This is a genomic window from Mycobacterium sp. TY815, assembly GCF_030755135.1.
GTDB lineage: Bacteria > Actinomycetota > Actinomycetes > Mycobacteriales > Mycobacteriaceae > Mycobacterium.
The window spans coordinates 4,169,681-4,195,341 of sequence record NZ_JAUFRX010000001.1 but is presented as its reverse complement, the minus strand read 5'-3'; the positions used below and the strand labels follow the sequence as shown (position 1 = coordinate 4,195,341).

24 protein-coding genes and 1 pseudogene are annotated in these 25,661 nt (G+C 67.4%); 13 read left to right on the top strand and 12 right to left on the bottom strand.

The window, feature by feature from the left end; genetic code table 11:
- The first annotated feature begins 131 nt into the window (after nt 1–131).
- A complete protein-coding gene (locus tag QXK92_RS18205; RefSeq protein WP_306243501.1) occupies nt 132–293 on the top strand; it encodes a hypothetical protein in 162 nt (53 codons plus the stop codon).
- Between the two features lie 95 nt (nt 294–388).
- Nucleotides 389–1,195: an SDR family oxidoreductase gene (locus tag QXK92_RS18200; protein WP_306243499.1), complete on the top strand. Its 807-nt coding sequence runs from the start codon at nt 389–391 to the stop codon at nt 1,193–1,195.
- A gap of 10 nt (nt 1,196–1,205) precedes the next feature.
- On the opposite strand, the gene sigC is transcribed toward QXK92_RS18200, so the two are convergent.
- A complete protein-coding gene (gene sigC / locus QXK92_RS18195) occupies nt 1,206–1,760 on the bottom strand; it encodes an RNA polymerase sigma factor SigC (protein ID WP_306243497.1) in 555 nt (184 codons plus the stop codon).
- A gap of 108 nt (nt 1,761–1,868) precedes the next feature.
- On the opposite strand from sigC, the pseudogene QXK92_RS18190 reads away from it, so the two are divergent.
- Nucleotides 1,869–4,152, top strand: a pseudogene (locus QXK92_RS18190) (heavy metal translocating P-type ATPase); the annotation flags it as partial.
- Here QXK92_RS18190 and QXK92_RS18185 read toward each other — a convergent pair.
- Together QXK92_RS18185 and QXK92_RS18180 are read right to left on the bottom strand one after the other, a co-directional pair.
- The gene (locus tag QXK92_RS18185) at nt 4,102–4,794 is read right to left on the bottom strand and encodes a zf-HC2 domain-containing protein (RefSeq protein ID WP_306243494.1); all 693 of its coding nucleotides are present in this window, start codon (nt 4,792–4,794) and stop codon (nt 4,102–4,104) included. The pseudogene QXK92_RS18190 and the gene QXK92_RS18185 overlap by 51 nt on opposite strands.
- A gap of 57 nt (nt 4,795–4,851) precedes the next feature.
- Complete coding sequence (locus tag QXK92_RS18180; protein WP_306243491.1) at nt 4,852–5,661, bottom strand: class I SAM-dependent methyltransferase; 810 nt, start codon at nt 5,659–5,661, stop codon at nt 4,852–4,854.
- Nucleotides 5,662–5,825: 164 nt separating this feature from the next.
- On the opposite strand from QXK92_RS18180, the gene QXK92_RS18175 reads away from it, so the two are divergent.
- The 6 genes from QXK92_RS18175 (at nt 5,826) to QXK92_RS18150 (ending at nt 14,837) form a co-directional block, all read left to right on the top strand.
- The gene (locus tag QXK92_RS18175) at nt 5,826–7,241 is read left to right on the top strand and encodes a PPE family protein (protein ID WP_306244516.1); all 1,416 of its coding nucleotides are present in this window, start codon (nt 5,826–5,828) and stop codon (nt 7,239–7,241) included.
- Between the two features lie 190 nt (nt 7,242–7,431).
- On the top strand, nt 7,432–8,301 hold the full coding sequence (locus QXK92_RS18170; RefSeq protein ID WP_306243490.1) for a TauD/TfdA family dioxygenase: 870 nt from the start codon (nt 7,432–7,434) through the stop codon (nt 8,299–8,301).
- Entirely contained in the window at nt 8,298–8,861 is a 564-nt protein-coding gene (locus QXK92_RS18165) for an FcoT family thioesterase (RefSeq protein ID WP_306243488.1), read from the top strand. Before QXK92_RS18170 ends, QXK92_RS18165 begins: the two co-directional genes overlap by 4 nt.
- 28 nt (nt 8,862–8,889) lie before the next feature.
- A complete protein-coding gene (gene fadD10 / locus QXK92_RS18160; protein ID WP_306243486.1) occupies nt 8,890–10,461 on the top strand; it encodes a fatty acid--CoA ligase FadD10 in 1,572 nt (523 codons plus the stop codon).
- 4 nt (nt 10,462–10,465) lie between these two features.
- Nucleotides 10,466–10,699 carry an acyl carrier protein gene (locus QXK92_RS18155; protein ID WP_306244514.1) on the top strand — a complete coding sequence of 78 codons (234 nt, stop codon included), beginning with the start codon at nt 10,466–10,468 and terminating at the stop codon, nt 10,697–10,699.
- On the top strand, nt 10,686–14,837 hold the full coding sequence (locus tag QXK92_RS18150; protein ID WP_306243484.1) for an AMP-binding protein: 4,152 nt from the start codon (nt 10,686–10,688) through the stop codon (nt 14,835–14,837). The genes QXK92_RS18155 and QXK92_RS18150 overlap by 14 nt, the downstream gene beginning before the upstream one ends.
- Before the next feature lie 3 nt (nt 14,838–14,840).
- On the opposite strand, the gene QXK92_RS18145 is transcribed toward QXK92_RS18150, so the two are convergent.
- On the bottom strand, nt 14,841–15,437 hold the full coding sequence (locus QXK92_RS18145; protein WP_306243482.1) for a DUF5134 domain-containing protein: 597 nt from the start codon (nt 15,435–15,437) through the stop codon (nt 14,841–14,843).
- Nucleotides 15,438–15,607: 170 nt separating this feature from the next.
- On the opposite strand from QXK92_RS18145, the gene QXK92_RS18140 reads away from it, so the two are divergent.
- Nucleotides 15,608–17,500 carry a cytochrome c oxidase assembly protein gene (locus QXK92_RS18140; RefSeq protein WP_306244512.1) on the top strand — a complete coding sequence of 631 codons (1,893 nt, stop codon included), beginning with the start codon at nt 15,608–15,610 and terminating at the stop codon, nt 17,498–17,500.
- On the opposite strand, the gene QXK92_RS18135 is transcribed toward QXK92_RS18140, so the two are convergent.
- The 4 genes from QXK92_RS18135 to QXK92_RS18120 form a co-directional block, all read right to left on the bottom strand.
- Nucleotides 17,497–17,715 (bottom strand): heavy-metal-associated domain-containing protein, encoded by a 219-nt coding sequence (locus QXK92_RS18135; RefSeq protein ID WP_065048427.1) that lies wholly within the window; start codon nt 17,713–17,715, stop codon nt 17,497–17,499. The genes QXK92_RS18140 and QXK92_RS18135 overlap by 4 nt on opposite strands.
- A gap of 54 nt (nt 17,716–17,769) precedes the next feature.
- Entirely contained in the window at nt 17,770–20,046 is a 2,277-nt protein-coding gene (locus tag QXK92_RS18130; RefSeq protein WP_306243477.1) for a cation-translocating P-type ATPase, read from the bottom strand.
- Between the two features lie 45 nt (nt 20,047–20,091).
- Nucleotides 20,092–21,459: an adenylate/guanylate cyclase domain-containing protein gene (locus tag QXK92_RS18125; protein ID WP_306243475.1), complete on the bottom strand. Its 1,368-nt coding sequence runs from the start codon at nt 21,457–21,459 to the stop codon at nt 20,092–20,094.
- 61 nt (nt 21,460–21,520) lie between these two features.
- On the bottom strand, nt 21,521–22,105 hold the full coding sequence (locus QXK92_RS18120; protein WP_306243473.1) for a TetR/AcrR family transcriptional regulator: 585 nt from the start codon (nt 22,103–22,105) through the stop codon (nt 21,521–21,523).
- Nucleotides 22,106–22,230: 125 nt separating this feature from the next.
- Between QXK92_RS18120 and QXK92_RS18115 the strand changes: the two genes are divergently transcribed.
- On the top strand, nt 22,231–23,139 hold the full coding sequence (locus tag QXK92_RS18115) for an oxygenase MpaB family protein (protein WP_306243472.1): 909 nt from the start codon (nt 22,231–22,233) through the stop codon (nt 23,137–23,139).
- Here QXK92_RS18115 and rpsR read toward each other — a convergent pair.
- Genes rpsR through rpmB form a run of 4 tightly spaced genes read right to left on the bottom strand, consistent with a single transcriptional unit; the run spans nt 23,136 to nt 24,090 of the window.
- Entirely contained in the window at nt 23,136–23,384 is a 249-nt protein-coding gene (gene rpsR, locus QXK92_RS18110; protein WP_306243470.1) for a 30S ribosomal protein S18, read from the bottom strand. The two genes, QXK92_RS18115 and rpsR, sit on opposite strands and share 4 nt — an antisense overlap.
- Nucleotides 23,384–23,689: a 30S ribosomal protein S14 gene (rpsN, locus tag QXK92_RS18105; protein WP_306243469.1), complete on the bottom strand. Its 306-nt coding sequence runs from the start codon at nt 23,687–23,689 to the stop codon at nt 23,384–23,386. Before rpsN ends, rpsR begins: the two co-directional genes overlap by 1 nt.
- On the bottom strand, nt 23,690–23,854 hold the full coding sequence (gene rpmG / locus QXK92_RS18100) for a 50S ribosomal protein L33 (protein WP_306243467.1): 165 nt from the start codon (nt 23,852–23,854) through the stop codon (nt 23,690–23,692).
- Nucleotides 23,854–24,090, bottom strand: coding sequence for a 50S ribosomal protein L28 (rpmB, locus tag QXK92_RS18095; RefSeq protein WP_306243465.1), 237 nt, complete (start codon nt 24,088–24,090; stop codon nt 23,854–23,856). The genes rpmG and rpmB overlap by 1 nt, the downstream gene beginning before the upstream one ends.
- 79 nt (nt 24,091–24,169) lie before the next feature.
- Here rpmB and mrf point away from each other — a divergent pair, with 79 nt between their 5' ends.
- Together mrf and QXK92_RS18085 are read left to right on the top strand one after the other, a co-directional pair.
- Entirely contained in the window at nt 24,170–25,366 is a 1,197-nt protein-coding gene (mrf, locus tag QXK92_RS18090; RefSeq protein ID WP_306243463.1) for a ribosome hibernation factor-recruiting GTPase MRF, read from the top strand.
- Nucleotides 25,363–25,623: a type B 50S ribosomal protein L31 gene (locus QXK92_RS18085; protein ID WP_306243461.1), complete on the top strand. Its 261-nt coding sequence runs from the start codon at nt 25,363–25,365 to the stop codon at nt 25,621–25,623. The genes mrf and QXK92_RS18085 overlap by 4 nt, the downstream gene beginning before the upstream one ends.
- Nucleotides 25,624–25,661 lie beyond the last annotated feature (38 nt).

The following is a 25,661-nucleotide window of genomic DNA, read 5'->3' as shown; positions in this document are numbered from 1 at the left end:
TGCCGGATCGCACAGCCCACACGCGGCCCGCTTTGCGCGTTGTTCACTCTGCCGCGGTGCAGGCTTAAAGGGAATCGGCTGATATGGCACCAAGCGATGTTCCGACGTCGCACCGATGAAGGACCGATAACGTGACAGCACTGCAGAACTGGATCCAGAGCCCCGGTGGCTCCGCGATTGCCGCGCCCATGAAGGCGCGCGCCTGCCGCGCGCTGTACGCCATGCGGCGCGACCGGTCGCCGCGGCAGGTCCCGGGCCCGAACCTGATGAAGCCTGGCGCGGAGCGCTGCTGACAAACCCCCGATGATTGGGTCGCGGTATGGCGGAGCCGGCCAGGGTCGCCGCAATTGCCGAGAGCGCCGCGCCCTAGGGCCGGTACGGTCGCGGTATGGCACTCCCACCTGCAGCAAATACCAGCGCGGCGATCGTGACCGGGGCGTCGTCGGGCATCGGCGAGCAGATCGCCGGCATCCTGGCGAAACGCGGCTACCACATCGTCCTGGTCGCCCGCAGCGCCGACCGGCTCGAGGCGCTGGCCAGAAAGCTCGGCCCGAAGGCGCATCCGCTGCCTGCCGACCTCGCCGAGCGCAGCGACCGCGCAACCCTGCTGGATCGAGTGGGCGAACTCGGCCTGACCCCTGACATCTTGATCAACAACGCCGGCCTGTCGACGCTGGGCGTGGTGGCGAAGTCCGATCCGGAGAAAGAACTCAACCTGGTCGAAGTCGACGTGGCAGCCGTCGTGGACCTGTGCAGCAGGTTCCTGCCCGGCATGGTGGAGCGCCGTCGTGGCGCGATCCTGAACGTGGCGTCGGTCGCCGCCTTCGGCCCGCTGCCGGGACAGGCGGCCTACGGGGCGGCCAAGGCATTCGTGCTGTCCTACACCCACAGCCTGCGCGGCGAGCTCAAACGGACCGGCGTCTCGGTGACGGCACTGTGCCCGGGCCCGGTGGACACCGGCTTCGGGGAGGCGGCCGGGTTCGCCAAAGAGGATGCCGAGGCCGCCCTGCCGCGGATCATGTGGGTGCCCGCCGATCAGGTGGCGCAGGCCGGGATCGACGGCTTGGCGGCCGGCAAGGCCGTCGTGGTTCCCGGGTTGGCCAACCGCGTCTCGGCGGGATTGTTCCGGGTCGCACCGCCCGAGTGGATGCTGCCGCTGCTGACCCGCGGCCACCCGGCCATGAAGGGCGACTGAACGCCCCGGCCTATCCCGCGCAGTCGCCTTCGGTCGCCGCGTGCAGCAGGTCGTCGCGGGCCCGGGCCACTCGGGAGCGGATCGTGCCGACGGGGCACCCGCACACCTCCGCCGCCTCGGCATAGGACAGGCCCAGGATCTGGGTGACGATCAACGCTTCCCGGCGTTTCGGTTCCAGTCCGTCGAGCAGGATGCGGATCTCGACCATGTTCTCGATCCGGCTCCCGCGCCGGCCCTGCCCGAGGGCCTCGTCCAGGTCGGCCACCTGTGCGGTACGCGGCCTGCGCATTTTAGACCGGAAGTGATCGGCGACGACGCGGCGCGCAATCGACAACAGCCAGGTCCGGGCGGTGGAACGCCCGGTGAATCCGGGCAGCGAACCGATGGCCCGCAGGAAGGTCTCCTGCGTCAGGTCGTCCGCGCTGCCGGGATCGGCGAGATAGGCGACCATTCGCCACACGTCGCGCTGGGTGCACCGGACGAATTCGGCCAACGCGGCCCGGTCGCCCCGGCCCGCGGATCGGGCGAGATCGGTAATTTGGTCGTCGTCACTGCCCGGGGCCACGGGTTTCGAGCCTAAGCCATGCCGACCTGAACAACGCAGGGAACTCTTGAACCGGTCGTGACGACTTGTCTAGGGACGAGTTCGCAGGAGGCGAGAATTCACGTGACAATGGCAACGACGGACGCACCCGCAGAGGTGCAGCGGGTTCAACTCGACATCACCGGGATGTCCTGCATGGCCTGCGCCCTCAAGGTGAAATCGACCCTGAACAAGCTGCCTGGGGTGCGGGCGTCGGTCAACTTCTCCACCCGGGTGGCGACGCTGGAGCTCAGCCGGGACATCGACCCGGAGGACCTGTGCGCGGCGGTGGAGCGGGCCGGCTACCAGGCCGAGCCGCGTACCGCCGGCAGTGGCAGTGCCGGAGACCCGGACGCCGATCACGCCCGTTACCTGCTGGTCCGGCTGGCGGTGGCCGCCGTGTTCTTCGTGCCGCTGGCGCACCTGTCGGTGATGTTCGCGGTGGTGCCCAGCTCCCGATTCACCGGCTGGGGATGGGTGCTGACCCTGCTGGCGCTGCCGGTCGTCGTGTGGGCCGCGTGGCCGTTCCACAAGGTTGCGCTGCGCAACGCGATGCACGGGACCGCGTCGATGGAGACGCTGATTTCGGTCGGAATCACCGCGGCCACGGTGTGGTCGCTGCGCACCGCCTTCGGCACGCATCAGTCCGTCGAGCGCAAGGGCGTATGGCAGGCGCTGCTCGGCAGCGACGCCATCTACTTCGAGGTCGCGGCCGGGGTCACGGTCTTCGTACTTGCCGGCCGGTATTTCGAGGCACGGGCCAAATCTCGGGCCGGCGGGGCGCTGCGGGCGCTGGCGGCCCTGAGCGCGAAAGATGTCGCGGTGCTGCAAGCCGACGGGTCGGAGTTGGTGATTCCGGCGGACCAGCTCAAAGAACAGCAGCGCTTCGTGGTGCGCCCCGGGCAGACGATCGCCGCCGACGGCCTGGTTGTCGAGGGCTGCGCAGCGGTCGATGTCAGTGCGATGACCGGCGAGGCCAAGCCGGTGAAGGTCCACCCGGGCGCCCAGGTGATCGGCGGCACCGTCGTGCTGGACAGCAGACTGGTGGTCGAGGCAGCCGCCGTCGGCGCTGACACCCAGTTCGCCGGGATGGTCCGCCTCGTCGAGGAAGCCCAGGTGCAGAAGGCCGACGCGCAGCGCCTGGCCGACCGCATCGCATCGGTGTTCGTTCCGTGCGTCTTCGCCATCGCGGGACTGACCGCGGCCGGCTGGCTGCTCGCCGGCGCCGGACCCGAGCGGGCGTTCTCGGCCGCGCTCGCGGTGCTCGTCATCGCCTGCCCGTGTGCCCTCGGGTTGGCGACGCCCACCGCGATGCTGGTGGCGTGCGGTCGCGGCGCCCAGCTCGGCATCTTCCTCAAGGGCCATCAATCCCTGGAAGCCACTCGCGCCGTGGACACCGTGGTCTTCGACAAGACCGGCACGCTCACCACGGGCAAGCTCGCGGTCAGCGCGGTGACGGCCGCCCCAGGCTGGGACGCCGACGAAGTTCTGGAGTTGGCGGCGACCGTGGAAGCGGCCTCCGAGCACGCGATCGGGCTGACCATCGCAGCGGCCGCATCGCAGCGCGGGTCGGTCGCCGATTTCCGCGCGGTGCCCGGCCGGGGCGTCAGCGGCACGGTGCGCGGGCGCACTGTCCGGATCGGCAAGCCCTCGTGGATCGCCGGGCCGGGCGGCTCGCCGGCGCTGAACACCGCCCGCCGCGATGCCGAATCACGGGGTGAGACAGCGGTATTCGTCGAGGTTGACGGATCGGCCTGCGCAGTCATCGCGGTCGCCGACGCGGTGAAGGATTCGGCGGTCCCCGCCGTGGCGGCGCTGCACGGGCGCGGACTGCGAACGGTGTTGTTGACCGGTGACAACCCCGCGTCGGCGGCGGCGGTGGCGGCCCGCGTCGGTATCGACGAGGTGATCGCCGACGTGTTGCCCGAAGGCAAGGTCGACGTGATCGAGCAGCTGCGCGACCGCGGGCATGTGGTCGCGATGGTCGGAGACGGCATCAACGACGGCCCGGCCCTGGCACGCGCCGATCTGGGGATGGCCATCGGGCGCGGCACCGACGTCGCGATCGGTGCCGCCGACGTCATCCTCGTCCGGGACGACCTGGAAGTCGTGCCTCTGGCACTGGGCCTGGCCGCGGCGACCATGCGCACCATCAAGGTCAACATGGTCTGGGCCTTCGGCTACAACATCGCCGCGATCCCGATCGCCGCCGCGGGGCTGCTCAACCCACTGGTGGCCGGTGCGGCGATGGCATTCTCGTCGTTCTTCGTCGTGTCGAACAGCCTGCGCCTGCGTAACTTCGGGGCCGACCGCTAACCGCCGGTCAGGCCGCCGAGCCGTCGGTGGGCCACAGATGGCCCCGCCGACGCCCACGGGTTGCGTTCTGCGGCAACACGATATCCGGTTCGGCTGCCTGCGGCGCAGGCCCGGGCGCCGGCGTGCTGCGCCACCCGATGGTCGCCAGGACCGCGCCGAGTACCACCGGCAGGTGAGTGAGCATCCGCCCGAGGCTGACGGCACCCGAGGCCGCATCCACGGCGACGTACACCGCCAGCACCGCGACGTACACCGACAGCACGCCGGCGAGCCCGGCGGCCGCGGCGGGCCACAGCGCGGCGACCACCATGATCACACCGAGTGCGACGCACCACGACGTGGATTCGTTGAGCAGGTGGCTCCCGTTGTTCATCCCATGATGCAGGCCCACGTCGAGGCCCACGCCCTGCGCGACCGCCAGTGCCAGCTGTGCCAGACCCACGCCGAGCAGCGCCCAGCGATGCCAACTCAGGGCGAAGCGCCGCGGGGTCTGCTGCGTTCCGATCGGCCCGACCGGGGCGATCACCGGCCGGGACTCGACCAGGCGGCGCAGTTCACGGGCCTGGCGACCCACCTGGTCGAACCATTCGCGACAAGCGCCGCACTCGTCCAGGTGTTGATCGACCCGCGCCGACGGCACGGGCTCGCGTTCACCGTCGAGCCGGGCCGACAGCGCTTCGCGCGCCACCTCGCAATCCATGTCTTAATAGTCGCGCATGAGCCGCGATTTGTTCCCGGTCCGTTATCGGCTTCCCACTTATCCGAACTCCACGAGCGTGGTGGGGGCCCGTAGCCGGTCGAAGACCGAGAATCGGTAGGTCATCGCGACTACCTTCGGCAGAAATCTGCCCCGGGCCGCCGGCGCCGGCAATTCGCGAACCGCGCGGACGCCCGGGATGGCGCACAGTTCGGCGTACTGGTTGGCGGTGAACCAGAACGGCATCGGCGGGGCTGTGTAGAACTCGCTGAGTTTGAAGCCGCGCCGCCGCGAATACACGCTCAGCAACCACGGGATGCTGTCGAAGACCAGGCGGCCACCGGGAAATCGGCCGGCGCATGCCTCGATCAGAGCGAATACCGTTGGCCGCTCGAAGTATTGGAACAAGCCCTCGGCGGTGATCAACACGCCGTTGCCGGCATCGACTTGATCCATCCAGGAGTAATCGAGGGCGGACTGGGCGCAGTACCGCAACCGGTCGGATGCCGGCAGCAGCTGTTGACGGATGTGCACGATCGGCTCCAGATCAACCGAGAGCCAGTTCAGTTCGCCGTTGTCGAGGCGCCAGAAGCTGGTCTGCAGCCCTTCGGCCAGTGCGACGACGGTCGCCCGCGGATGGCCGCCGAGGAATTCACGGGCCGCGTTGTCGAAGGCCAGTGCCCGCAGGGCGGTGGCTTGATGGGTCCGGCCGAAGTGGTGGAAGTCGTAGTCGATCCGGTCGCGCAGGGCGATGGCCATCGGGTCGTCGATGATGCCGTCCGGCCGGGAGGCCTCGGTCGCTCGCTGATGAAGCGTCAGCAGTGCGGTCTCGGATACGCCGCCGAGGTGACGGGCGTCGAACACGGGCATGGCTCAGACAGTACTGATGACGAGGCTGTGCCGAGATGGGCTTGCGGTGTCCGCGGGAACTTTCGGCCACCCGGGTGCGACTAACACACGACGGGGCAATCCGCCTCGCGCAATCGATCGTGCAAGCGTGCAAGGAGGTGAAAGGCCTGACCGGCCCGATATGGATGGCCTTGCCTCCGGAGGAGCATTCGGCTCTGTTGAACGCCGGGTTGGGGCCGGGATCATTGCTGCTTGCTGCGCAACAGTGGCAAGCCCTCAGCGTCGATTACAGCGCTGCGGCCGTCGAGTTGAGCCAGGTCCTCGCCGACGTGCAGGCGGGTAGCTGGCAGGGCACCAGCGCCGCGGAGTATGTCGCCGCCCACGGGCCCTACCTGGCATGGCTCGAACAGGCCGCGACCGACAGCGCGAGCACTGCCGCACAGCACGAAATGGCTGCCGCCGCCTACAGCGCCGCCGTCGCCGCCATGCCCACCCTCGCGGAACTGGCCGCCAACCACGCGGTACACGGAGTGCTGGTCGCCACCAACTTCTTCGGTCTGAACACGATTCCCATCGCGCTCAACGAGGCCGATTACGTCCGCATGTGGATCCAGGCCGCGGAGACTATGACGGCCTACCAGGCCGTCGCCATAGGCGCACTGGCAGCGACACCCGAGACCCGACCAGCACCCCCCATCCTGACGAACACTGCCGAAGCGCAGGGTGATGCGGCGCCCGCCGCCGCCTCGGACACGATTGCGCAACTCATCGCGGATCTGCAGAATCTGATCGCCAACCCCTACCAGTATTTCCTGGACTTCTTCCAGCAACTCGGGCTCAGTCCCGCCTCCGCTGTCGTACTCGCGGTGATCGCCCTGTTCCTGTACGACCTGCTCTGGTACCCGTACTACGCCTCGTATTCCCTTCTGCTGCTGCCGTTCTTCACACCTGCCCTCAGCGCGCTGAGTGCGCTGCGGCTGTTGATTCCGTTTCTGATCGGCGATCTACCGGACGGACTGCTGCCGGTGACCGCCGAACCCGGCACCGTTACCCGCGCCGACCCGATCCCGAATATCGTTGTCACGCCGGGTGTATCGGCCGCACCGGGTGTCAGCGCGCCGGCAAGCAACCCCGCGCCCGGTGTCGCCGCGCCGGCCCCGGCAGGCAGCGCTGCGCCGGCGTCCGTCATCAGCTACGCCATTCCCGGCCTGGCGCCACCCGGGGTCGGCTCCGGCCCCAGGGTAGGACAGAAGGCGCCGGACAGCGTGGCGGATACCGTCGACGCCGCGGCACCGGCCCAGGCGGCAGCCGCGAGAGCGCAGAGCCGGCGCCGGCGACGAGCCGCCGTCGGAGTACGTGGGCACCGGGACGAATTCCTCGATGCCACAGCGGAACTGGACGACGCACCGGCGGCGGGTGCCGAGGTGGAAGCCCCCATCGCAAGCACCCGGGGAGCGGATGGCCTCGGCTTCGCCGGCACCGCCCGCGCCCGGGCCGAAGCGCCCGCCGGTATCGCCCGCCTGACGGACGACGGGTCGGACGCGACGCTGCCGTTGCTGCCCGCAACGTGGCCGACCGACGCAACACCGGGGCGGCGATGATGCCGACACTCGTTGAGACTCCGTCAAGGATTACGCAAGAAACCGCCAAGCGGTTGCTGACACTCTCGGTTCATCTCAAGCCGCGCCGCGAGGCGATATGGCGAAATCATCCGGAAAACAAGGGGGTCGCACCATCACGGCTGATCATGCCCGCAGGAACCCATCCATCAATTGACCAGAAAGACAGTCGATGACACTTAACGTAAAAGGTGAAGGGCTCGGTGCTCAGGTCACCGGGCTCGACCCCGCAAATTTGGACAATCTGTCCACTGAAGAGATCCGCGAGATTGTATACACCCACAAACTCGTCGTTCTCAAAGATGTCCACCCGACTCCGGAGCAATTCATCCAACTCGGCCGGATAGTCGGACAAATCGTTCCCTATTACGAGCCCCTCTACCATCACCAGGAGCACCCGGAAATTTTCGTGTCCTCCACCGAGGAAGGGCAGGGCGTTCCGAAAACCGGCGCCTTCTGGCACATCGACTACATGTTCATGCCAGAGCCGTTCGCGTTTTCCATGGTGCTGCCGCTGACCGTGCCGGGACCGGACCGCGGAACCTATTTCATCGATCTCACCAGGGTTTGGGAATCGCTGCCGGCCGCGAAGCGGGACCCGGTTCGCGGCACCTTCAGCACTCATGATCCGCGGCGCCACATCAAGATTCGCCCACGTGACGTCTACCGGCCGATCGGCGAGGTCTGGGACGAGATCAACCGAACCACCCCTCCGATCAAGTGGCCGACGGTGATCCGGCACCCGCACACCGGGCAGGAGATCCTCTACATCTGCGCGACGGGCACCACCAAGATCGAAGACAAAGACGGTAATGTGCTCGACCCGGCCATTCTCCAAGAACTGATGGAGGCGACGGGTCAGCTCGACACCGAGTACAAGTCGGCATTCATCCACACCCAGCACTATGAGGTCGGCGACATCATTCTGTGGGACAACCGCACCCTTATGCACCGGGCAAAGCACGGCACCGCCGCCGGCCATTTAACCACCCACCGCCTGACGATGTTGGACGGCTTGAAAACACCAGGATATCCAGTATGAGTACCATCACGTTGTCTCCGTTCGCGCCGACGCGGGCAGAATTCACCGACATCAGCGAGACCGTCCCGATCGAGGAACACCTGCTGGTCAAGGTTCTTGAGCCCTACGCGTACAAAGACTGCCGTTATCTCATCGACGCAAGCTACAAGGCCACCGCTGATTCGGTGCTCGCGTACGGAAACTTCACGATCAGTGAACCCGCCTATATTCGCAGCACGGGACATTTCAACGCGGCGGAGCTGATTCTGTGCTTCAACCAGCTTGCGTACAGCGCATTCGCGCCGGCGATCCTCAACGAGGAGATCCCGGTGTTGCGGGGCTGGTCGATTTCGGACTACTTCGACCACCAGCTGCCCAGCATGTTGATCAAGAACACCGCTTCCCGGTTCAAGCAGATGATCCACGCCCAGAAGTTCTCCGCGCGTCTGCTGTGCCGGGACTTCGTGGTGGTCGACCGGAGACTGCGCTACCTCTCGATCCAGTGCGCCATGGAGTTCTGGGACGAGTACGGTGGCGCCGCCTCCGGCGAGGTCGAACTCGCGGCCCTCAACATCCCGTAAACGCATCACGGAAAGCACCCGAAAGTTCATGTCTGACTTACCTTTGACCGTTCTGCAGCGAGTCTTCGAGCAGGCCCGGCAGCGGCCGCAGGCGATCGCCCTGCGCCGCTGCGACGGCACGAGCGCCGTGCGGTACTCCGAATTGGTGGCCGCGGTCAACGCGGTGGCCGAGGCCCTCCGGGGCCAGTCCGCCGGCCCGGGATCCCGGATACTCGTCCTCTCGGACAACGGACCCGAGACATATCTGGCGGTGCTGGCCTGCGCGAAGCTCGGGGCGATCGCGGTGCTGGCCGACGGTAACCTTCCGCCGGCCACCATCGGCCGATTCGGCGAAATCACCGCTCCGGTCGCGATTCTCGTCGCGCCCGGAAGCAGGATCGACCTCTGCGCCCTCCCGCCGAACCTGCGCTCGATACCGGCGATGACGGTCGACGTGGGCGCCCGCGCCGACGCGGAAACCGGCGACCCCTACAGTTGCCCGCGAGGCGGCGCGGACGACCCGCTGGCCATGATCTTCACCAGCGGAACCACCGGCGAGCCGAAGGCGGTGCTGCTGGCCAACCGCACCTTCTACGCCGTCCCGGACATTCTGCGGGAGACGGGGCTGAACTGGGTGAGCTGGGTGGAGGGCGAAACCACCTACTCGCCCCTTCCGGCGACGCACATCGGCGGATTGTGGTGGATACTCACGTGTTTGATGCGCGGGGTGGTGTGCGTCACCGGCGGTGAGAACACCACATCACTGCTGGAGATTCTCGGCAGGAACGAGATCGCGACGACGTGCGTGGTGCCGACGTTGCTCTCCAAACTGGTCGCCGAGTTGAAGGCCACCGACGAGAAGGTGCCGTCCCTGCGACTGGTCGGCTACGGCGGATCGCGGGCGATCGCGTCCGATGTCCGGTTCATCGAAGCGCTGGGCGTGCGCACCGCACAGGTCTACGGGTTGAGTGAAACAGGTTGTACTGCTTTGTGTTTACCCACTGACGAGGACTCGATCAGCAAGATCGAGGCGGGCGCGGTGGGGCGGCCCTATCCGGGAGTCGAGGTGTACCTGTCAGATGCCGGCGGCCCCGGCCCCGCGACCCCGGATGCTCCGCCCTCGGCGTCCTTCGGCACGCTCTGGATCAAGTCTCCGGCAAACATGTTGGGGTACTGGAACAATGCCGAACGGACCCGAGAGGTTCTGGTCGACGGGTGGGTCAACACCGGGGATCTGCTGGAGCGTCACGACGACGGTTTCTTCTACATCAAGGGCAGATCGTCGGAGATGTTCATCTCCGGCGGGGTGAACATCGCGCCCGACGAGGTCGACCGGATCGCCGAAGGCGCTGACGGTGTCCGGGAAGCCGCGTGCTACGAGATTCCGGACCCCGAGTTCGGGGCACTGGTGGGATTGGCTGTGGTCCCTGCCGCGGAATTGGACAAGTCGGCAGCCCGCAAGCTCAAGCAGACGATCGCGGCGCGGTTCCGGCAACAGTCGGAACCGATGGCGCGGCCCTCGACGATCGCCATCGTCGCTGAGATCCCGCGGACCCAGTCCGGCAAGGTCATGCGGGCCTCGTTGGCCGCGTCGGTGGGCGAAGTCAATGGTCATGGCTGAGACGATCAGGGACAGGGTGCTCGCTGCGGTGTGCGATGTGTTGTACATCGATGACGAGGACCTGCACGACGGAGATGCCACCGATCTTCGCGACCTCGGCCTGGATTCGGTCCGCTTCGTTCTTCTGATGAAGAAGCTGGACGTGGACCGGGAATCGGACGTGCCGTCGCGCCTCGCGGACGACCTGTCGATCGCGGGATGGGTCCGCGAGCTGGAGAATCTCTGTGAGCGCGCCTGACATGCAGCGCATCCCGCTGAGTCGGTCACAGCAGAACCTCTACAACGGGGTGCTGCAGGATGGCGACTCGTCGCTGTACCTGATCGGCAAGCAGTATCGCTTCCTGCCGATACCACTGCCGCGTTTCCTGGCCGCCCTGGAGGCGATGGTCTGCGAGAACCCGGTACAGCTCTGCGTTCTGGAGACGCCGGCGACGGAGACCGATCATCCCTGTCTGGCACCCCGGCTGCGGTTCGGCGACATCGTGCGGGTGCGCTCAAGCGAACGACATTGCGAGAATGGCGATTTCGCACTCGGACACACCTGGGCCACCGGCATCCTCGATACGGCCCTGGTGCGGTACACCGTCTACACGGACCAGAACGGTGACGTGACCGGCCTCGACGTACACGCACACCACATCGTGGTCGACGGCGGCGCCACCGCGCTCATCGAAGCCGGCCTGGCGCACCACCTCTCGGGTGCCGAAACCGGCGAATCACCCACCCTGGCCGAGGGTCTGGCCAAATTGGCGGCGGCCCACCTCCGGGAACAGGACAAGGTCGACGAAGCGGCGCAGCGTCTCGGTTCGGCCGTGCAGCGGGAACTCGCCGAGGATGCCCGCCTCGGTGGCGGCAGTGCAGCCTCCCGCGGTGCGGGTGCCGCCGCCAAAGGCGTGCTGCGCGAATCCGTGACGATCTCGGGAGCCGCCTTCGACGCGATCCTGCGGCTCTCGGACGCCGAGCAGGTTCCGCTCAACGTTCTGGTGGCCGCCGCGGCACTGGCGGTGGACGCCGGCATGCGGCACTGCACGGACGGACTTCTGGTACATGCGGTGGACAACAGGTTCGCCGATCCGGAACTCAATGTCGCTACCTGCCTTGTCAATTCGGTGGCGCACCCGGTCAGATTCGCCCCGTTTGCGTCGGTGCGGGAGGTGGTCCGGGGGGTCGATCGCGCGTACGTCAAGGCCGTCCGGCGCCGGTGGTTACGTGAAGAGCATTACCGCCGAATGTATCTCGCGATCAACCGGACCACCCATGTCGATGCGCTGACACTGAACTTCATCCGTGAGACATGCGCGCCCAGCCTGCGCCCGTTCCTGGCCGAAGCGCCGGTCGCGACGGACATCGGCCCGGTTGAGGGCAGGACGGTCGCCAGTGTGCTGGACGAAGGCGAGCGCACCCTGCACGTGGCCGTCTGGGACCGGGCGGACCAGAAGCAGTCCGAGACCGGGGTCGCGGACCGGATCGCCCAGGCGCTGCAATCGATGGTGAGCCTCTGGGATCAGCCGATCGCCAAGGCCGTCGGCGAGTGGTTTGAGGTGGGTCCGGACGGTTCCGTCGAAGCCGACGTCACGAACTTCAGAACAACGCCGCCGCAACGTGCTTGGTTTGTGGATGCATCCGAGGGTGTCCGCACGACTCGTGCCCTCGATCGCTGGATTGCCTGGCTGGTGCGCAACGGCGTGGCGCCCGGTGACGTCGTCGTGCTCATCGACGACGGCAGCCGCGACACCATCGACTGCCTGATCGCGTGCCACCTTGCCGGCTGTGGATACAGCGTGTGCGATACCGCCGAACAACTGTCGTTGCGCGCGAGAACCGTCGCCGAGCATCTGGAGGGTGCGACGGCGCATGTGCTCGACCTGGGCGACGTCGGACTGGAGGTCGATGACGAGGCACGGATGCTCGCCGGGGCGCGTATTCGGCAAGTGGCACAGGATATCTCGCTCGGCGCCAAAACGGCGTACGTCATGCCTACTTCGGGTTCCACCGGACAGCCCAAGTTGGTTCGGGTCACCCACGAATCACTGGCACTGTTCTGTGCCGCGGCAGTCGGCGCCTACGGTTGGGGACCGCGCGACACCATCCTGCAATGCGCGCCGCTGACCTCGGACATCAGCGTCGAGGAGATCTTCGGTGCCGCCGTCAGCGGAGCTCAGCTGGTGCGAAGCTCGGCCATGAAATCCGGCGACCTCGACCGGCTCGCCGGCGAGCTGGAAGCGAGCGGCGCGACTGTCGTCGATCTGCCGACCGCCGTCTGGCATCTGTTGTGCGACGACGGCGACGCGCTCGAGACGATGCGGCGTTCGGATCTGCGGCAGATCGTCATCGGCGGTGAGGCCGTTCGCTCCGCCGCCGTGCAGAGGTGGGTGAATTCCGCTGCCGCACAACACGTCGCGCTGGTGTCGAGCTACGGACCGACCGAGACCACCGTCGTGGCAACCTATCTGCCGATCGCTTCCGAAGGCACACCGATCGCCGCCGAAGCCCGGTCACGGTTGGGCCGGCCGATGGTGCCCGGCACGGTGTTCGTCGCGTTCGGTGAGGTGGTGATCGTCGGGGACCTCGTCTCCACCGGCTACCTCGGGACGGACGACCGCAGCTTCGGTGACGTCACGACCGGCGACGGATCACGGCGTCGCGCCTTCGCCACCGCCGATCGGGTAATCGTGGATGCCCAGGGCTTCCCGGTCTTCGCCGGCCGCAAAGATGACGTGGTCAAGGTCTCCGGCAAGCGCATCGATCTCGCGGAGATAACCCGGCACATAGCCTCCGACGCTGCGGTCACCGATGTCGCCGTCGAGCTGCACGACGGCCGTCTCGGGGTGTGGTTCCAGGCCGGCCGGACCCACGACACGTCCGGGGATCCGGCCGCACGCATCCGAAAACTGCTGGTGAGTAACGGAGTTTCGTCGTTCTTCGTCGTGCAGGCACCGAGTATCCCGAGGAAGCCGAACGGCAAAGTCGACAGTGAGAACCTCCGGGCCATGCCCCAGTTCATGGATGCCGTGCGCGACGACGACGCAGCGGACGCGAAGGCGGCCGGTCTGGCCCGGATGTGGAGCGGGCATCTCGGGACTGCCATCCAGCCCAACTCCTCGTTGCTCGCCGCGGGCATCGGTTCGCTGGACCTCATCAGAATCCTCCCTGCCACACGCAGGTTCCTCGGCCGGCAGGTCTCGATCCTGGATCTCATCAGCGCCGACACCGCCGCCAACCTCGTCAGCGACTTGGCCTGTGCCGCAACGATCACCGATGCGTGGATGGATCGGGGCACGGCCGCCGAGATACAACGCGACCTCGACCAGCTACCGACGCCAGCCACACGGCCCCGAGCCCAGGCCACGCACAGCGCGGGCGGCACGATCATCGTGCTCGGCGCGTCCGGCATTCTGGGCACCGGTTTCGCCGGGGCGATTCTGGATCTCAGACGCTCCGGGGCCCGTTGCCCCGACGTGGTCCTGGCTACCAGATCGCAACCGGAGCACGGCCCATGGCCGGATCTTCGCCACGTCGAAGGTGTTCGGATACAACAGCTTCCGGCCGATTTCGGCGAAGTGGAACTGGACGGTCTGATCCGGGAGACCGGCGCCGCAGCCGTCATCAACTGCATCGGTAACACCAACGTGCTGGTGCCCTACCGCGAACTCCGCAGGGCGAACGTGGATCTGGTCTCCGAGATCGTCGGCGTGTGCGCGAACCGCGGCGTACGGCTGGTGCACCTGTCGACGTTCGTCGTCAATGCGGACGTCACCGGCGCTCAGGTCACCGATCCACGCGGCGCGCCCTATCCGTACGCGGCGTCCAAGTCGATCGCGGAACTGGTCGTGGCCGGTGCGCCGGACGGCCTGGACTTCACCATCGTGCGGTTGCCCCGGGTGCTCGGCGAGGAATGCCAATTGCAGGACTCGGCCGACATCCTGGTGTCGGTGGTGGATGCCTGCGCCGCGCTGCGGGCCCACCCCGCCCTGAATCTGATCGAGGAAGTCACCACCGGACGTGCCGCCGCGACCGCGATCCTGCGTCTGCTGCCGGAGGTCGGAGGTACCGATGCGCTCGGGCGGGGACTCAGTGTGGTGCGCGGTGAGGCCGTGGACTACGCGAAACTGCTGGGCGGCTTCGCGCCCGACCAGCTCGGGGTGGCGCAGTGGAAGCAGCGGCTCGACGACAGCGAATGGGCGAGGGCGAACCCGCGCCGGTGGTCGGTGGTGGACGGCTGGGTGGACCTCGGCGTCAGACTCGGTGCGCGCAGCTACGGCGAGTATCTGGCTGATTCCCCGACTCTCGGGCTCGTGGTCGAATCCGTCGCCGAGATCGCCGCACCGGCAGAGCCGGTGCGCAGCCTGCTGGCGCGGCTGTTCGCGCCGGTGTGAAGGTCAGGCCTGAAACACCAGGACCGCGAACATGATCGCCATACCCGCGGCCGTCATTGCCTGAACGGCGGTGCCGACTCTCGAGCGCCACACCCCTCGCCTGCGCAGGATCAGGAAGAGGTAGCCCCACACGAACGTGGCGAGCACGAACACGCCGGCCCAGATCCAGTTCACCGTGGTGATCCAGCCGTGCGAGGAGTTGCTGGGCATCGCCTCCATCTCCGGCATGTCCATGGCGCTCATGGTCGGCAGGTGTTCGGGCGCCAGATGGCCACCCATGGCGGCGTACATCCACGCCATCGCCGCCATCTTCAGTGCGTGGTAACCACGCGCCAGGCGTGTGCCGATCATGCGGGTGGCGAAGACGGCGGCGACAAGGAACCACAACGCCGCTGCCAGAAAGAACGCCTCGGCCGGTGTCGGGGGCAATCCGAGCCCCTCCGGCCAGGCCATCGCCGCCATGGCGAGGGCCATCGTCACGTGCAGTCCGTGGCTGACCACCGAGGTCCAGGACCTCCGGTCGGTGACGAGAACGAAGCCCGCCGCACTGATCAGGAACAAGCCGGTGACCATCCACCGCAGCGGCAGATCCTCGATCATGCCCGCGCGTCCTTGCCCACAGCCCCCACAGTCATCGAAGAATAGGCGCCGCGGGCGCCAAGAGCTACGACAAGCGGTCGTAAGCTGCAAGGGTGGAAAGTGACGCGCCGAGTGCGGACACCGACGCGCGTGCGCACGCGGCCCGTACGCCCTCCCCGAGGACGGCGGTACTGGCCGCCGGGTTCCTGGCGGTCGTGGCCGCCCTGGCCGGCTACGGCCTGAGCTCCGGGCCACGCCGCTATGCCGAAGCCGGCAACCCGTTTCCCGGCGCCTTCGTCAGCGCCGCCGAACCGGTCGGATATTTCGTCGCGTCGTTGCTGGGCGCGCTGTGTCTGGGTGCGCTGCTGCTGGTCGTGGTGACGGCGCGGCCGGAGCCGGACGGGCTGATCGATGCCCCGGCATTCAGGATCCACCTGCTGGCCGAGCGTGTTTCGCTCGCGTGGGTATTGGCGGCCGCAGCGATGGTGGTGATCCAGGCGTCCCACGACACCGGTGTGCGGCCGGCCGCGCTGCTGCGCAGTGGGGCCGTCTTCGATGCCATCGGCGTCTCCGAGGTCGCCCGGGCCTGGATCGTGTTGGCCGTCTTCGCGCTTCCGGTCGCGGTGACGCTGCGCCTGAACACCCGCTGGGTCGGCCATGCGGTACTGCTCATCCCGACGGTGATCGGCGTCGTGGCCACCGCCGTCACCGGTAACGCTGGACAGGGTCCCGACCACGATTACGCAACCAGCGCCGCGATCGTCTTCGCGGTTGCGATGGCGGGGCTGACCGGGCTCAAGGCGGTCGGCGCGATGACCCGAACCAGCCCCAACCGCGCTGTGCAGGTGCTGCAGGTGTGCTTCGGCGCACTGGTCGTGGGCTACGGCGCGATGCTGCTGTACCTGCTGGTGCCGGACTGGACGTTCGGTTCGGACTTTGCCCGCCTGGGATTGCTCGCGGGCGTCCTGGTGCTCATCGTCTGGCTGGCCGACTGCTGGGCGCTGCGCGGCGCACCGCCCCGACCCGCCGGCGCCGCCGCAGCCCTGGCCATGGTGGCCGCCCTGGCGGCGGTCGCAGCGACGGCCTGTCAGATCGCACCCCGATTTCTCGCGCACCGGTTCACCGGCTGGGACGTGTTTCTTGGTTACGAACTGCCGCGGCCACCGACCGTCGCGACGGTGCTGACGCTATGGCGTTTCGACAGCCTGGTGGGAATGGCCGGGGTGGTGCTGGCGGCCGGGTACGTGGCGGGCTACGTGCGGTTGCGCCGCAGCGGGAACGCGTGGCCGGTCGGCCGGCTCGTGGCGTGGCTGACCGGGTGTGTCTCGCTGGTGTTCACCAGTAGCTCCGGTGTGCGCGCCTACGGCTCAGCGGTGTTCAGCATCCATATGGCCGAACACATGATCCTCAACATGTTCATCCCGGTGCTGCTGGTGATGGGTGGCCCGGTGACCCTGGCATTGCGGGTATTGCCGGCCGCCGGTAAGGGACAGCCGCCGGGGCCGCGTGAATGGCTGACCTGGCTGCTGCACTCCCGGGTCACGGCGTTCTTCTCGAACCCGATCATCGCCTTCGTGCTGTTCGTCGGCTCGCCGTACGTCGTCTACTTCACGCCGCTGTTCAACACGCTGGTCCGCTACCACTGGGGCCACGAGTTCATGGCCGTCCACTTCCTGCTCGTCGGGTACCTGTTCTATTGGGCGATCATCGGAATCGACCCCGGCCCACGCCGGCTGCCCTACCCCGGCCGCATCGGCCTGCTGTTCGCGGTCATGCCGTTCCACGCCTTCTTCGGCATCGCGCTCATGACGACGGCCGAACCGGTCGGCGAGACGTTCTACCGTTCGGTCAACCTGCCGTGGCTGGCCAGCATCATCTCCGACCAGCATTTGGGCGGCGGAATTGCATGGAGCCTCACCGAAGTCCCGGTCATCATCGTGATCGTGGCGTTGGTCACCCAGTGGGCGCGCCAGGATCGCAAGGACGCGTCGCGCGGTGATCGGCACGCCGACAGCGACTACGCCGACGACGATCTGGAGGCGTACAACGCGATGCTGCGCGAGTTGTCGCGGATGCGGCGCTAGCCGACGACCGTGAAGTTTCCCTCGCCTTTCAGGGCGGCCTGAACCTGCTCCCGCGTCAGCTCGACATTCGTCGAAACATGTACGGCGGATTCACCTTCGGTGTTCAGGTCGATGCTGACCGCGGTCACCGGCTTGAGTTCGGTCAACGCGGTGGTGATGGTCGCCACACAGCCCCCGCAGTGCAACCCGGTCACGGAAAAGGTCTGTTCGGCCATGGGATTCAGTCTACCCGGGACCCCGCATGCCCCCCACTGTGAAATACGCGACGCTCAATCAGCGTGTTGCGTCGGCAAATTCACAGTCGGCGCAGTGGGGCGGGTGCCAAAGTTGCGCAGCCGCAAGCTGTTTGACACCACGAAGAACGACGAGAAGGCCATCGCGGCCCCGGCGATCAGCGGATTGAGCAGGCCGGCGGCGGCCACCGGGATTGCCGCCACGTTGTAGCCGAACGCCCACACCATGTTCATCCGGATGGTGCGCATGGTCGCGCGCGCCAGGTCCAGGGACTGCGGCACGATGTCCAGATCGTCGCGCACCAGGATGATGTCCGCGGCGCCGATCGCGACGTCGGTGCCCCGCCCTATCGCCAAACCCAAATCGGCACAGGCCAGTGCGGGCCCGTCGTTGATACCGTCGCCGACCATCGCCACGGTCCGGCCTTCGGCGCGCAACTGTTCGATCGCCTCGACCTTGCCCTGCGGCAACACTTCGGCGATCACCGTCTCGATGCCGACCCGGGCGGCGACGGCCTGCGCGGCAGCCCTGTTGTCGCCGGTGAGCAGGACCGTCCGCATCCCGCGCCGGTGCAGCGCGGCCACTGCATCCGGTGCCGATTCCTTCACGGTGTCCGAGATCGCGACGGCTGCTCGTGCCGCGCCGTCGACCGAGATGAAAACCACCGTCTCGCCGCGGGATTCGCCGTCCCGCCGGGCTGCCTCGAGCACGTCGTCGCCCGGGGCGTCGCGGGTGACCCAGGACGGCTTGCCCACTTCAACCCGCCGGCCGTCGACGACTCCGGCCACGCCGCAGCCGGCCACCGCGACAAAATCCTTGACGTCCAACGGATCCGGCGACGCGGCCACAATCGCCGTCGCCACCGCGTGCTCGGAGGCGGCTTCCACCGCCGAGGCGAGGCGCAAGAGCTCGTCACCGTCACTGGCGGCCACGGTCGTCACCGCGCTCACGCTGAGTTGGCCGACGGTCAACGTGCCCGTCTTGTCGAACACCACAGTGTCGACGCCGTGCACCGTCTCCAGCGCCCGGTAGCCCTTGATGAAGATCCCCAGCTGGGCGCCCCGGCCCGAGGCGACCATCATGGCGGTCGGCGTCGCCAGTCCCAGCGCGCATGGGCAGGCGATCACCAGCACGCCGAGCGTGACGGAGAAGGCGCGCTCCGCCCCGGCACCGCTGATCAGCCATGCCGTGCCGGCCAGCAACGCGATCGCGAACACCGCGGGGACGAAGACCGCCGAGATGCGGTCGGCGAGGCGCTGAGCGCGGGCTTTCTGGGCTTGGGCCTCTTCGACCAGGCGGACCATGGCGGCGAACTGGCTATCGGCGCCGACGGCGGTGGCTTCGATGATCAGCCTGCCGTCGAGTACGACGGTGCCACCTACGACGGCGCTGTCCGGATTGACGCGCACCGGTTTGGCTTCGCCGGTCATGGCGCTGGTGTCGATCGCCGCGGAGCCCTCCACGACCATGCCGTCGGCGGCGATCGTTTCACCAGGCCGCGTCACGAAGCGCTGGCGCTTCTTGAGCTCACCGGCCGGAATGACCAGCTCGGAACCGTCGTCGAGAAGCACCGCCACATTTCTGGCGCCGAGCGCGGCCAGGGCGCGCAGCGCGCCGCCGGCCTTCGACTTGGCCCGCGCCTCGAAGTAGCGGCCAGCAAGCACGAAGACCGTGACGCCGGCCGCCACCTCGAGGTAGATCGCGTCGCTGTGCAGGATCGCCTGCCACACTCCCTGCGTCTGACGAGGCGGTTTCGGGATGAAAACGGTCGCCAGCGACCAGACGGTGGCGGACACGATGCCCACCGAGATCAGCGTCTCCATCGACGCCGTCCGGTGCCGGGCATTACGCAACGCGACGGAATGGAAGGGCCATGCCGCCCACGTGACGATCGGGGCGGCCAGCGCGGCCAGCACGTAGCCCCACCCGGGGAACCGGGCGCTCGGCACGATGGCCATCATGCTGGACAGGTCGGCCAGCGGCACGAACAACACCGCGGCGATCAGCAGCCGGCGCAGCAGGCTGCGGGCGTGCCGGGCGTCGGGGTCCTGCCCGGGGGCTGCCGCCGCCGCGGCCTCGTTGTGCGGGACAGCCTGGTAACCAGCCTGCGCAACCACGTCGCAGAGCTCGTCGACGGGCACGTCGACGGTGTCGATCGTCGCCACCCGGGTGGCGAAGTTCACCGACGCGCGCACGCCGGGCACCTTGTTCAGCTTGGTCTCGACGCGGCTCGCGCACGCCGCGCACGACATCCCGGAAACATCGAGACGGACACGCTGCCGCTCGGAGTTCTCCACCAGCGGCGTTGCCACGGTCCTCCTCGGTTCACACAGGTAAACCCCAGCGTACAAGGGGTTTCAGGAGCCGACCCGCGCGCGTTCCCGGACCAGCGCGCACACGCTCCACTGTCCCGGCACGCCTTTGAGTTCACGCTCGCCGCGGCTGGTGAACCGGTGCCGGGAACCGGTCACGATGTCGCGCACGGTCGAGGAGACCAGCACCTCGCTGGGCCCGGCCAGCGAGCCCACGCGTGCGGCGATGTGTACGGCCATCCCCGCCACGTCAGCGCCGCGCACTTCGACTTCGCCGGCGTGGATGCCCACCCGGATCTCGATGCCGAGCACGCGCACCGCCTCGATCACGGCGTCGCCGCAGGCCAGGGCGGCGCTGGGGCTGGTGAACGTCGCAACGAAACCGTCGCCGGCGGTGTTGACCTCCCGACCGCCGAACCGCTGGATTTCGTGGCGCACGATGGTGTCGTGGTTGTCGAGCAGGTCGCGCCACCGGTAGTCACCGAGCGCGGCGGCCCGCTGCGTCGAGCCGACGATGTCGGTGAACACGATCGTGGTCAGCACCCGTTCGGCATCGCCGCCGCCCCGCACTCCGGTGACGAACTCCTCGATCTCGTCGAGCATGGCGGCGGCATCGCCCACCCAGTACAGCGTGTCCTCGCCCGGAAGCTCGATCATGCGTGCTCCGGCGATCTGGTCGGCGAGGTAGCGGCCGTGTTCGATCGGGCTGAAGCCCCGGTTGTCCCGATGCAGCACCAGGGTCGGCGCGGTGATGCGCGGCAGGGTGTCGCGCACGTCGGAATGCCGGACCGCGTTGATGATCGTCCGGGCCATGCTCGGCGACGCGGCCCGGTTGCCGGCCATGTCCCACCACGCCCGGAACGCGTTGTCGTCGGCGACCGACGGCGCGATGATGCTGAGGATGTCGAAGCCCTGCTCCACTGCGTCGGGTTCGATGCCGATGGTGGTGAACGGGTCCGAGTCGACGAGTTCGCTGCCGATCGGGTAATCGGGCGCGCGCAGCGTCCGGGCCGCGCCGTTGATGCACACCAGACTGCTCACCCGTTCGGGATAGTCGGCCGCGAGCACCAATCCGGTCATCGAGGTGAAGCCGGGGGCCAGGATCGTCGCCCGCTCACACCCGACGGCGTTCATCACGGCGATCGCGTCCTGGGCCCAGTGCTTGGGTCCGATCATGTCCGGCGACGAGACCCGCGACGACAAACCAATGCCCCGCTGGTCATAGCGGATCACCCGGGCGAACGACGCCAGCCGGCGGTGGAAGCGGTACATCGACGGCTCGGCATCGACGGTGTCGATCGGGATCGAGGGACCGGGCAATACCAGCAGGTCCAGGGGGCCGTCACCGAACACCTGGTAGGCGATGTCCACCTCGCCGCAGGTGGCATAGCGGGTCCGCGGAGCCTGCGCCACACATACAGGTTAGTGATGCCCGGCGACAGTTTCACTTGCGGTACTGAGCGGCGGCCACGACCTACGCGCTGATGATCGGAACCAGGTAGCGCGCGGCATACGCGCGAACCGCCACCTGATCCGAGGTGTCGAGATGGTCGGTCGGAAAAACGATGATGCCCACGGCGACCCGCAGCAGGATGTCGGCGATGTTGGCCAGATCGGCGTCAGGGATGTCGGTGCCGCAGCGCCGCAGGGTGTGAGCGATGCCGTCGGCGAACCTGCCGATCGGAAACACGTCGGAACGCGAAAACATCCCGAACAGCTGGGGCTCGCTCTCGGCGATGCGCGAATACAGCGGCGAGTCCCCGATCAGTCGTACCCCCAACGTGAACGCCTCGACAACCGCTTCCTGCGGACTGCAACCGGTAGTGGCCTGGTCCAGCGTGGTAAAGAACAATTCAGCCTCACGCCGCACCACGGCCTCGAACAACTCGTCTTTGGTAGGGAAGCGCCGGTAGATGGTGCTGCGGCTGACCCCGGCCCGGGCCGCGACATCCTCGATGTTGGCGCGGCGCACCCCGTAGGTCTCGAAGACCGCGCGCGCGGTGTCCAGGATGGTGTCCTCGATGGACGCGGTACTGGTGCCCGGACCCCTCGTAACCATGCTCCACTTCTTCCCACCCGGCGGTGATGCCGAGGCATCCACCGACTCGAATGGTATCGTTGACACAAAAGTACGTTTTTGTGTCTCTGCTTCAATGGCATCGGGGGGTGCCGGAGGGGGTTGTGATGACTGCGGGTTTTGACACCGGCGTTCGGGAGGCGACGCCTATCGTCATCGACGACATTGCTGAAACGGCCCCGGTGCTTGGCCCGGATTCACTGATCTGGAAGTTTTACGGCGATTACCGGACCCAGCTGTTCGGATTCCAGCGCGTCGCTGGTACCGAGAACTGCATCGAACAGCTCGGTCAGGGAGTGCTCGATCATTCGGTGGTGTTCAGTGACACGCTCGGCCGGGCGAAGCGGACCGCGCCGCCGCTGATGAAAACGGTCTATTCAGAGGTTCCGCACACCTGGGGCCGCACCGTGCGGGACTTCCACAAGCCCATCAAAGGCACCGTCAGCGACGGCTCCCGCTACCACGCCCTTAACCCGGAATTGTTCTACTGGGCGCACGCAACGTTCGTCGACCAGGTTTTGTACAACGCCGACACCTTCATCCGGCGGTTGTCGCACGCGGAGAAAGAACAGATTTTCGCCGAAAGCAAAGTCTGGTACCAGCTTTACGGCGTCAGCGACCGCGGACAGCCCCAGACCTACGACGAGTTCGTCGCATACTGGGACGGCATGCTCGAGCGGTTCGTGCCGCACAAAACCGTGCTGTACGGGACCGGCTACATCCGCAAAGGTCTGCCGGGTCCACGCAGGATTCCTCGTCCGATTTGGCGGATACTGTCAGCGCCGCTGAACGCTTACGCCCGGCTGGTCATCGTGGGGACCTGTCCGCCGCAGATGCGCGAGGTCTGCGATCTGAAGTGGGATGACAAGAAGGAGAGGCGCTTTCAGCGGTTCGCCGCCGCGATGCGGGCGCTGAATCCGCTCATCAACCGGTTGCCGTTGCGGTTCGTCTACGCATCCTGGGCGGCCGACGCGTGGGAGCGCACGGGCGTCGACCCGCGCAAGATCCACAACTAGCGCCCTGAGGTGTAGGGCAGCAGTGCCATCTCGCGGGCATTCTTGATCGCAGTGGCGACCTGGCGTTGTTGTTGCATTGTCAGGCCGGTGACACGCCGGGACCGGATCTTGCCGCGCTCGGAGAGGAAGAGTCGCAAGGTAGTCGTGTCCTTGTAGTCCACCCTGTCCAGTCCGACGCTGTGCAACAGGTTCTTCTTCGCCATCGGCAGCTGGGGGCGTGGTTGTCGCTGTGGTCGCCGCGCCATCACCAGCTCGCTTTGCGCACGCCGGGGAGATGGCCCTGATGGGCGAGTTCCCGCACCCTGACCCGGGACAACCCGAACTTGCGCAGGTGTCCGCGAGGGCGCCCGTCGATCGAATCCCGGTTACGCACCCGGACCGCGCTGGCGTCGCGCGGCTGGCGGCCAAGTTCCCGCTGAGCCTCGAGTCGCTGTTCGAGCGTGCTGCGTGGAGACCGGATGATCTCTTTGAGCTCCGCGCGCCGTTCGGCGTAGCGTGCCACCACCGCACGGCGCTGTTCGTTCTTGACGATCTTGGATTTCTTGGCCATTCAGCGCTCCTCGCGGAACTCGACGTGGCGCCGAATCACCGGGTCGTACTTGCGCAGGACGATGCGGTCCGGGTCGTTGCGGCGGTTCTTGCGCGTGACGTAGGTGTAGCCGGTGCCGGCTGTGGAGCGCAGCTTGACGATCGGCCGAATTTCGTTGCGTGCCATCAGAATTTCTCACCCGCCCGGCGCAGACGGGCCACCACAGCTTCGATGCCGTCACGGTCGATGACCTTGATGCCCTTGGCGCTGACTCGCAGGGTGATGCGCCGTCCCTCTGAGGGAAGGTAGTAGGTCTTGCTCTGCAGGTTCGGCGACCACCGGCGCCGGGTGCGGCGGTGGGAATGGGACACCGCATTGCCGAAACTCACTGTGCGGCCGGTGACTTGGCACCGCGATGACATGACGGTCCCCTTTCGTTTTAGACAAGCGACGCGTCGGACTGTAACCTTAATGAAAATGATTTTCAATAAGGAGCGGGAGATGCGAACTCCAGTGCTGTTGGTGGCCGGCCAGGGCGACACCGACGCGGTGACCGGGACGCTGTTGCGCCAGTCGGGAACTGCCGTCGTCGAGCACCGATTCGACGGGCAGGTGGTCCGCCGCACCGTCATCACTCTGGATGGCGGCGAGTTGCGCACCACCGAGGAAGCGCTGGAATTGGCGCACGGCTGCCTGTCCTGCACCATCCGAAACGACCTGCTGGTGTTGCTGCGAAGGCTGCACCGACGCTCCAACGTCGTCCGGGTCGTCGTGCACCTGGCGTCGTGGCTGGAACCCGAACCGGTCTGCTGGGCGATCAACCACGTCCGAGTTCGGGTCGGCCCCGGCTACGCGGACGGCCCCGCGGGTATGGACGTGCGGATCGCCGGGGTGGTGACGTGTGTGGATTCGGCCAACTGGCTGAGTCAGGCGCTCGGCGAGGACCTGCTGCCCGACGGGCGCACGGTGGCGCAGGCGGCCGTCGGACAAGCGGAGTTCGCCGATCTGCTCGTGCTCACCCATCCGGAGCCGGCCACGCTGGCGGTCCTGCGCCGGCTCGCGCCGCGCGCGCGAATCACGGTCGGAAGCGATCGCGTCGAACTGGCCCTGGCCAACCTGGATGAGCAATCGCGTCGCGGCCGCAGCGAACACCCGCACGCCCCGCTGCTGGCCGGATTGCCCCCGCTGGCCGCCGAAGGCGCGGTCGTCCTGGTCGAATTCAACGCTCGCCGCCCCTTCCACCCCGAACGCCTGCATGATGCTGTCGATCTGCTTCTCGACGGAGTGGTGCGCACCCGAGGTCGGTTATGGCTGGCCAACCGGCCCGACCAGGTGATGTGGCTGGAATCGGCCGGCGGCGGTCTGCGGGTTGCCTCGGCCGGTAAGTGGCTGGCGGCCATGGCGCCCTCTGAGGTCGCCTACGTCGACCCGGAGCGCCGGTTGTTCGCCGAATTGATGTGGGAATACCGCCACGGCGACCGTCACACGGCGATGACGGTGCTGGTCTGTGGCGCAGACCCGGTCGACATCACGCGTGCCCTTAACGCTGCGCTGCTCACCGACGAGGAGATGGCCGATCCGGAGTCCTGGACTTGCTACCGGGACCCGTTCGGCGACTGGCATCAGGACCCCTGCCACGAGATGCCGGATGCGCAGGGCCAGTTCTCGGCGCACCGCAACGATGGACAGCGCGGATGAAGCCCGGTATCCACCCCGTGTACCAACCGGTGGTGTTCCAGGACGCCGACACCGGCGCGCTTTTCCTCACGCGGTCGACAATGCAAAGTTCCCGCACCATCGAGTGGGATACCCCCGCCGGGCGGCGTACATATCCGCTGGTGGTCGTCGAGGTGTCGGCGGATTCCCACCCGTTCTGGACCGGCACGCAGCGCACCCTCGACGCGGCGGGACGAGTGGACCGCTTCTACCGGAGGTACGGAACCCGAACCCGGTAGCGATCAAACCCTCGCCATCTTCGGGTGCCACGGTGACC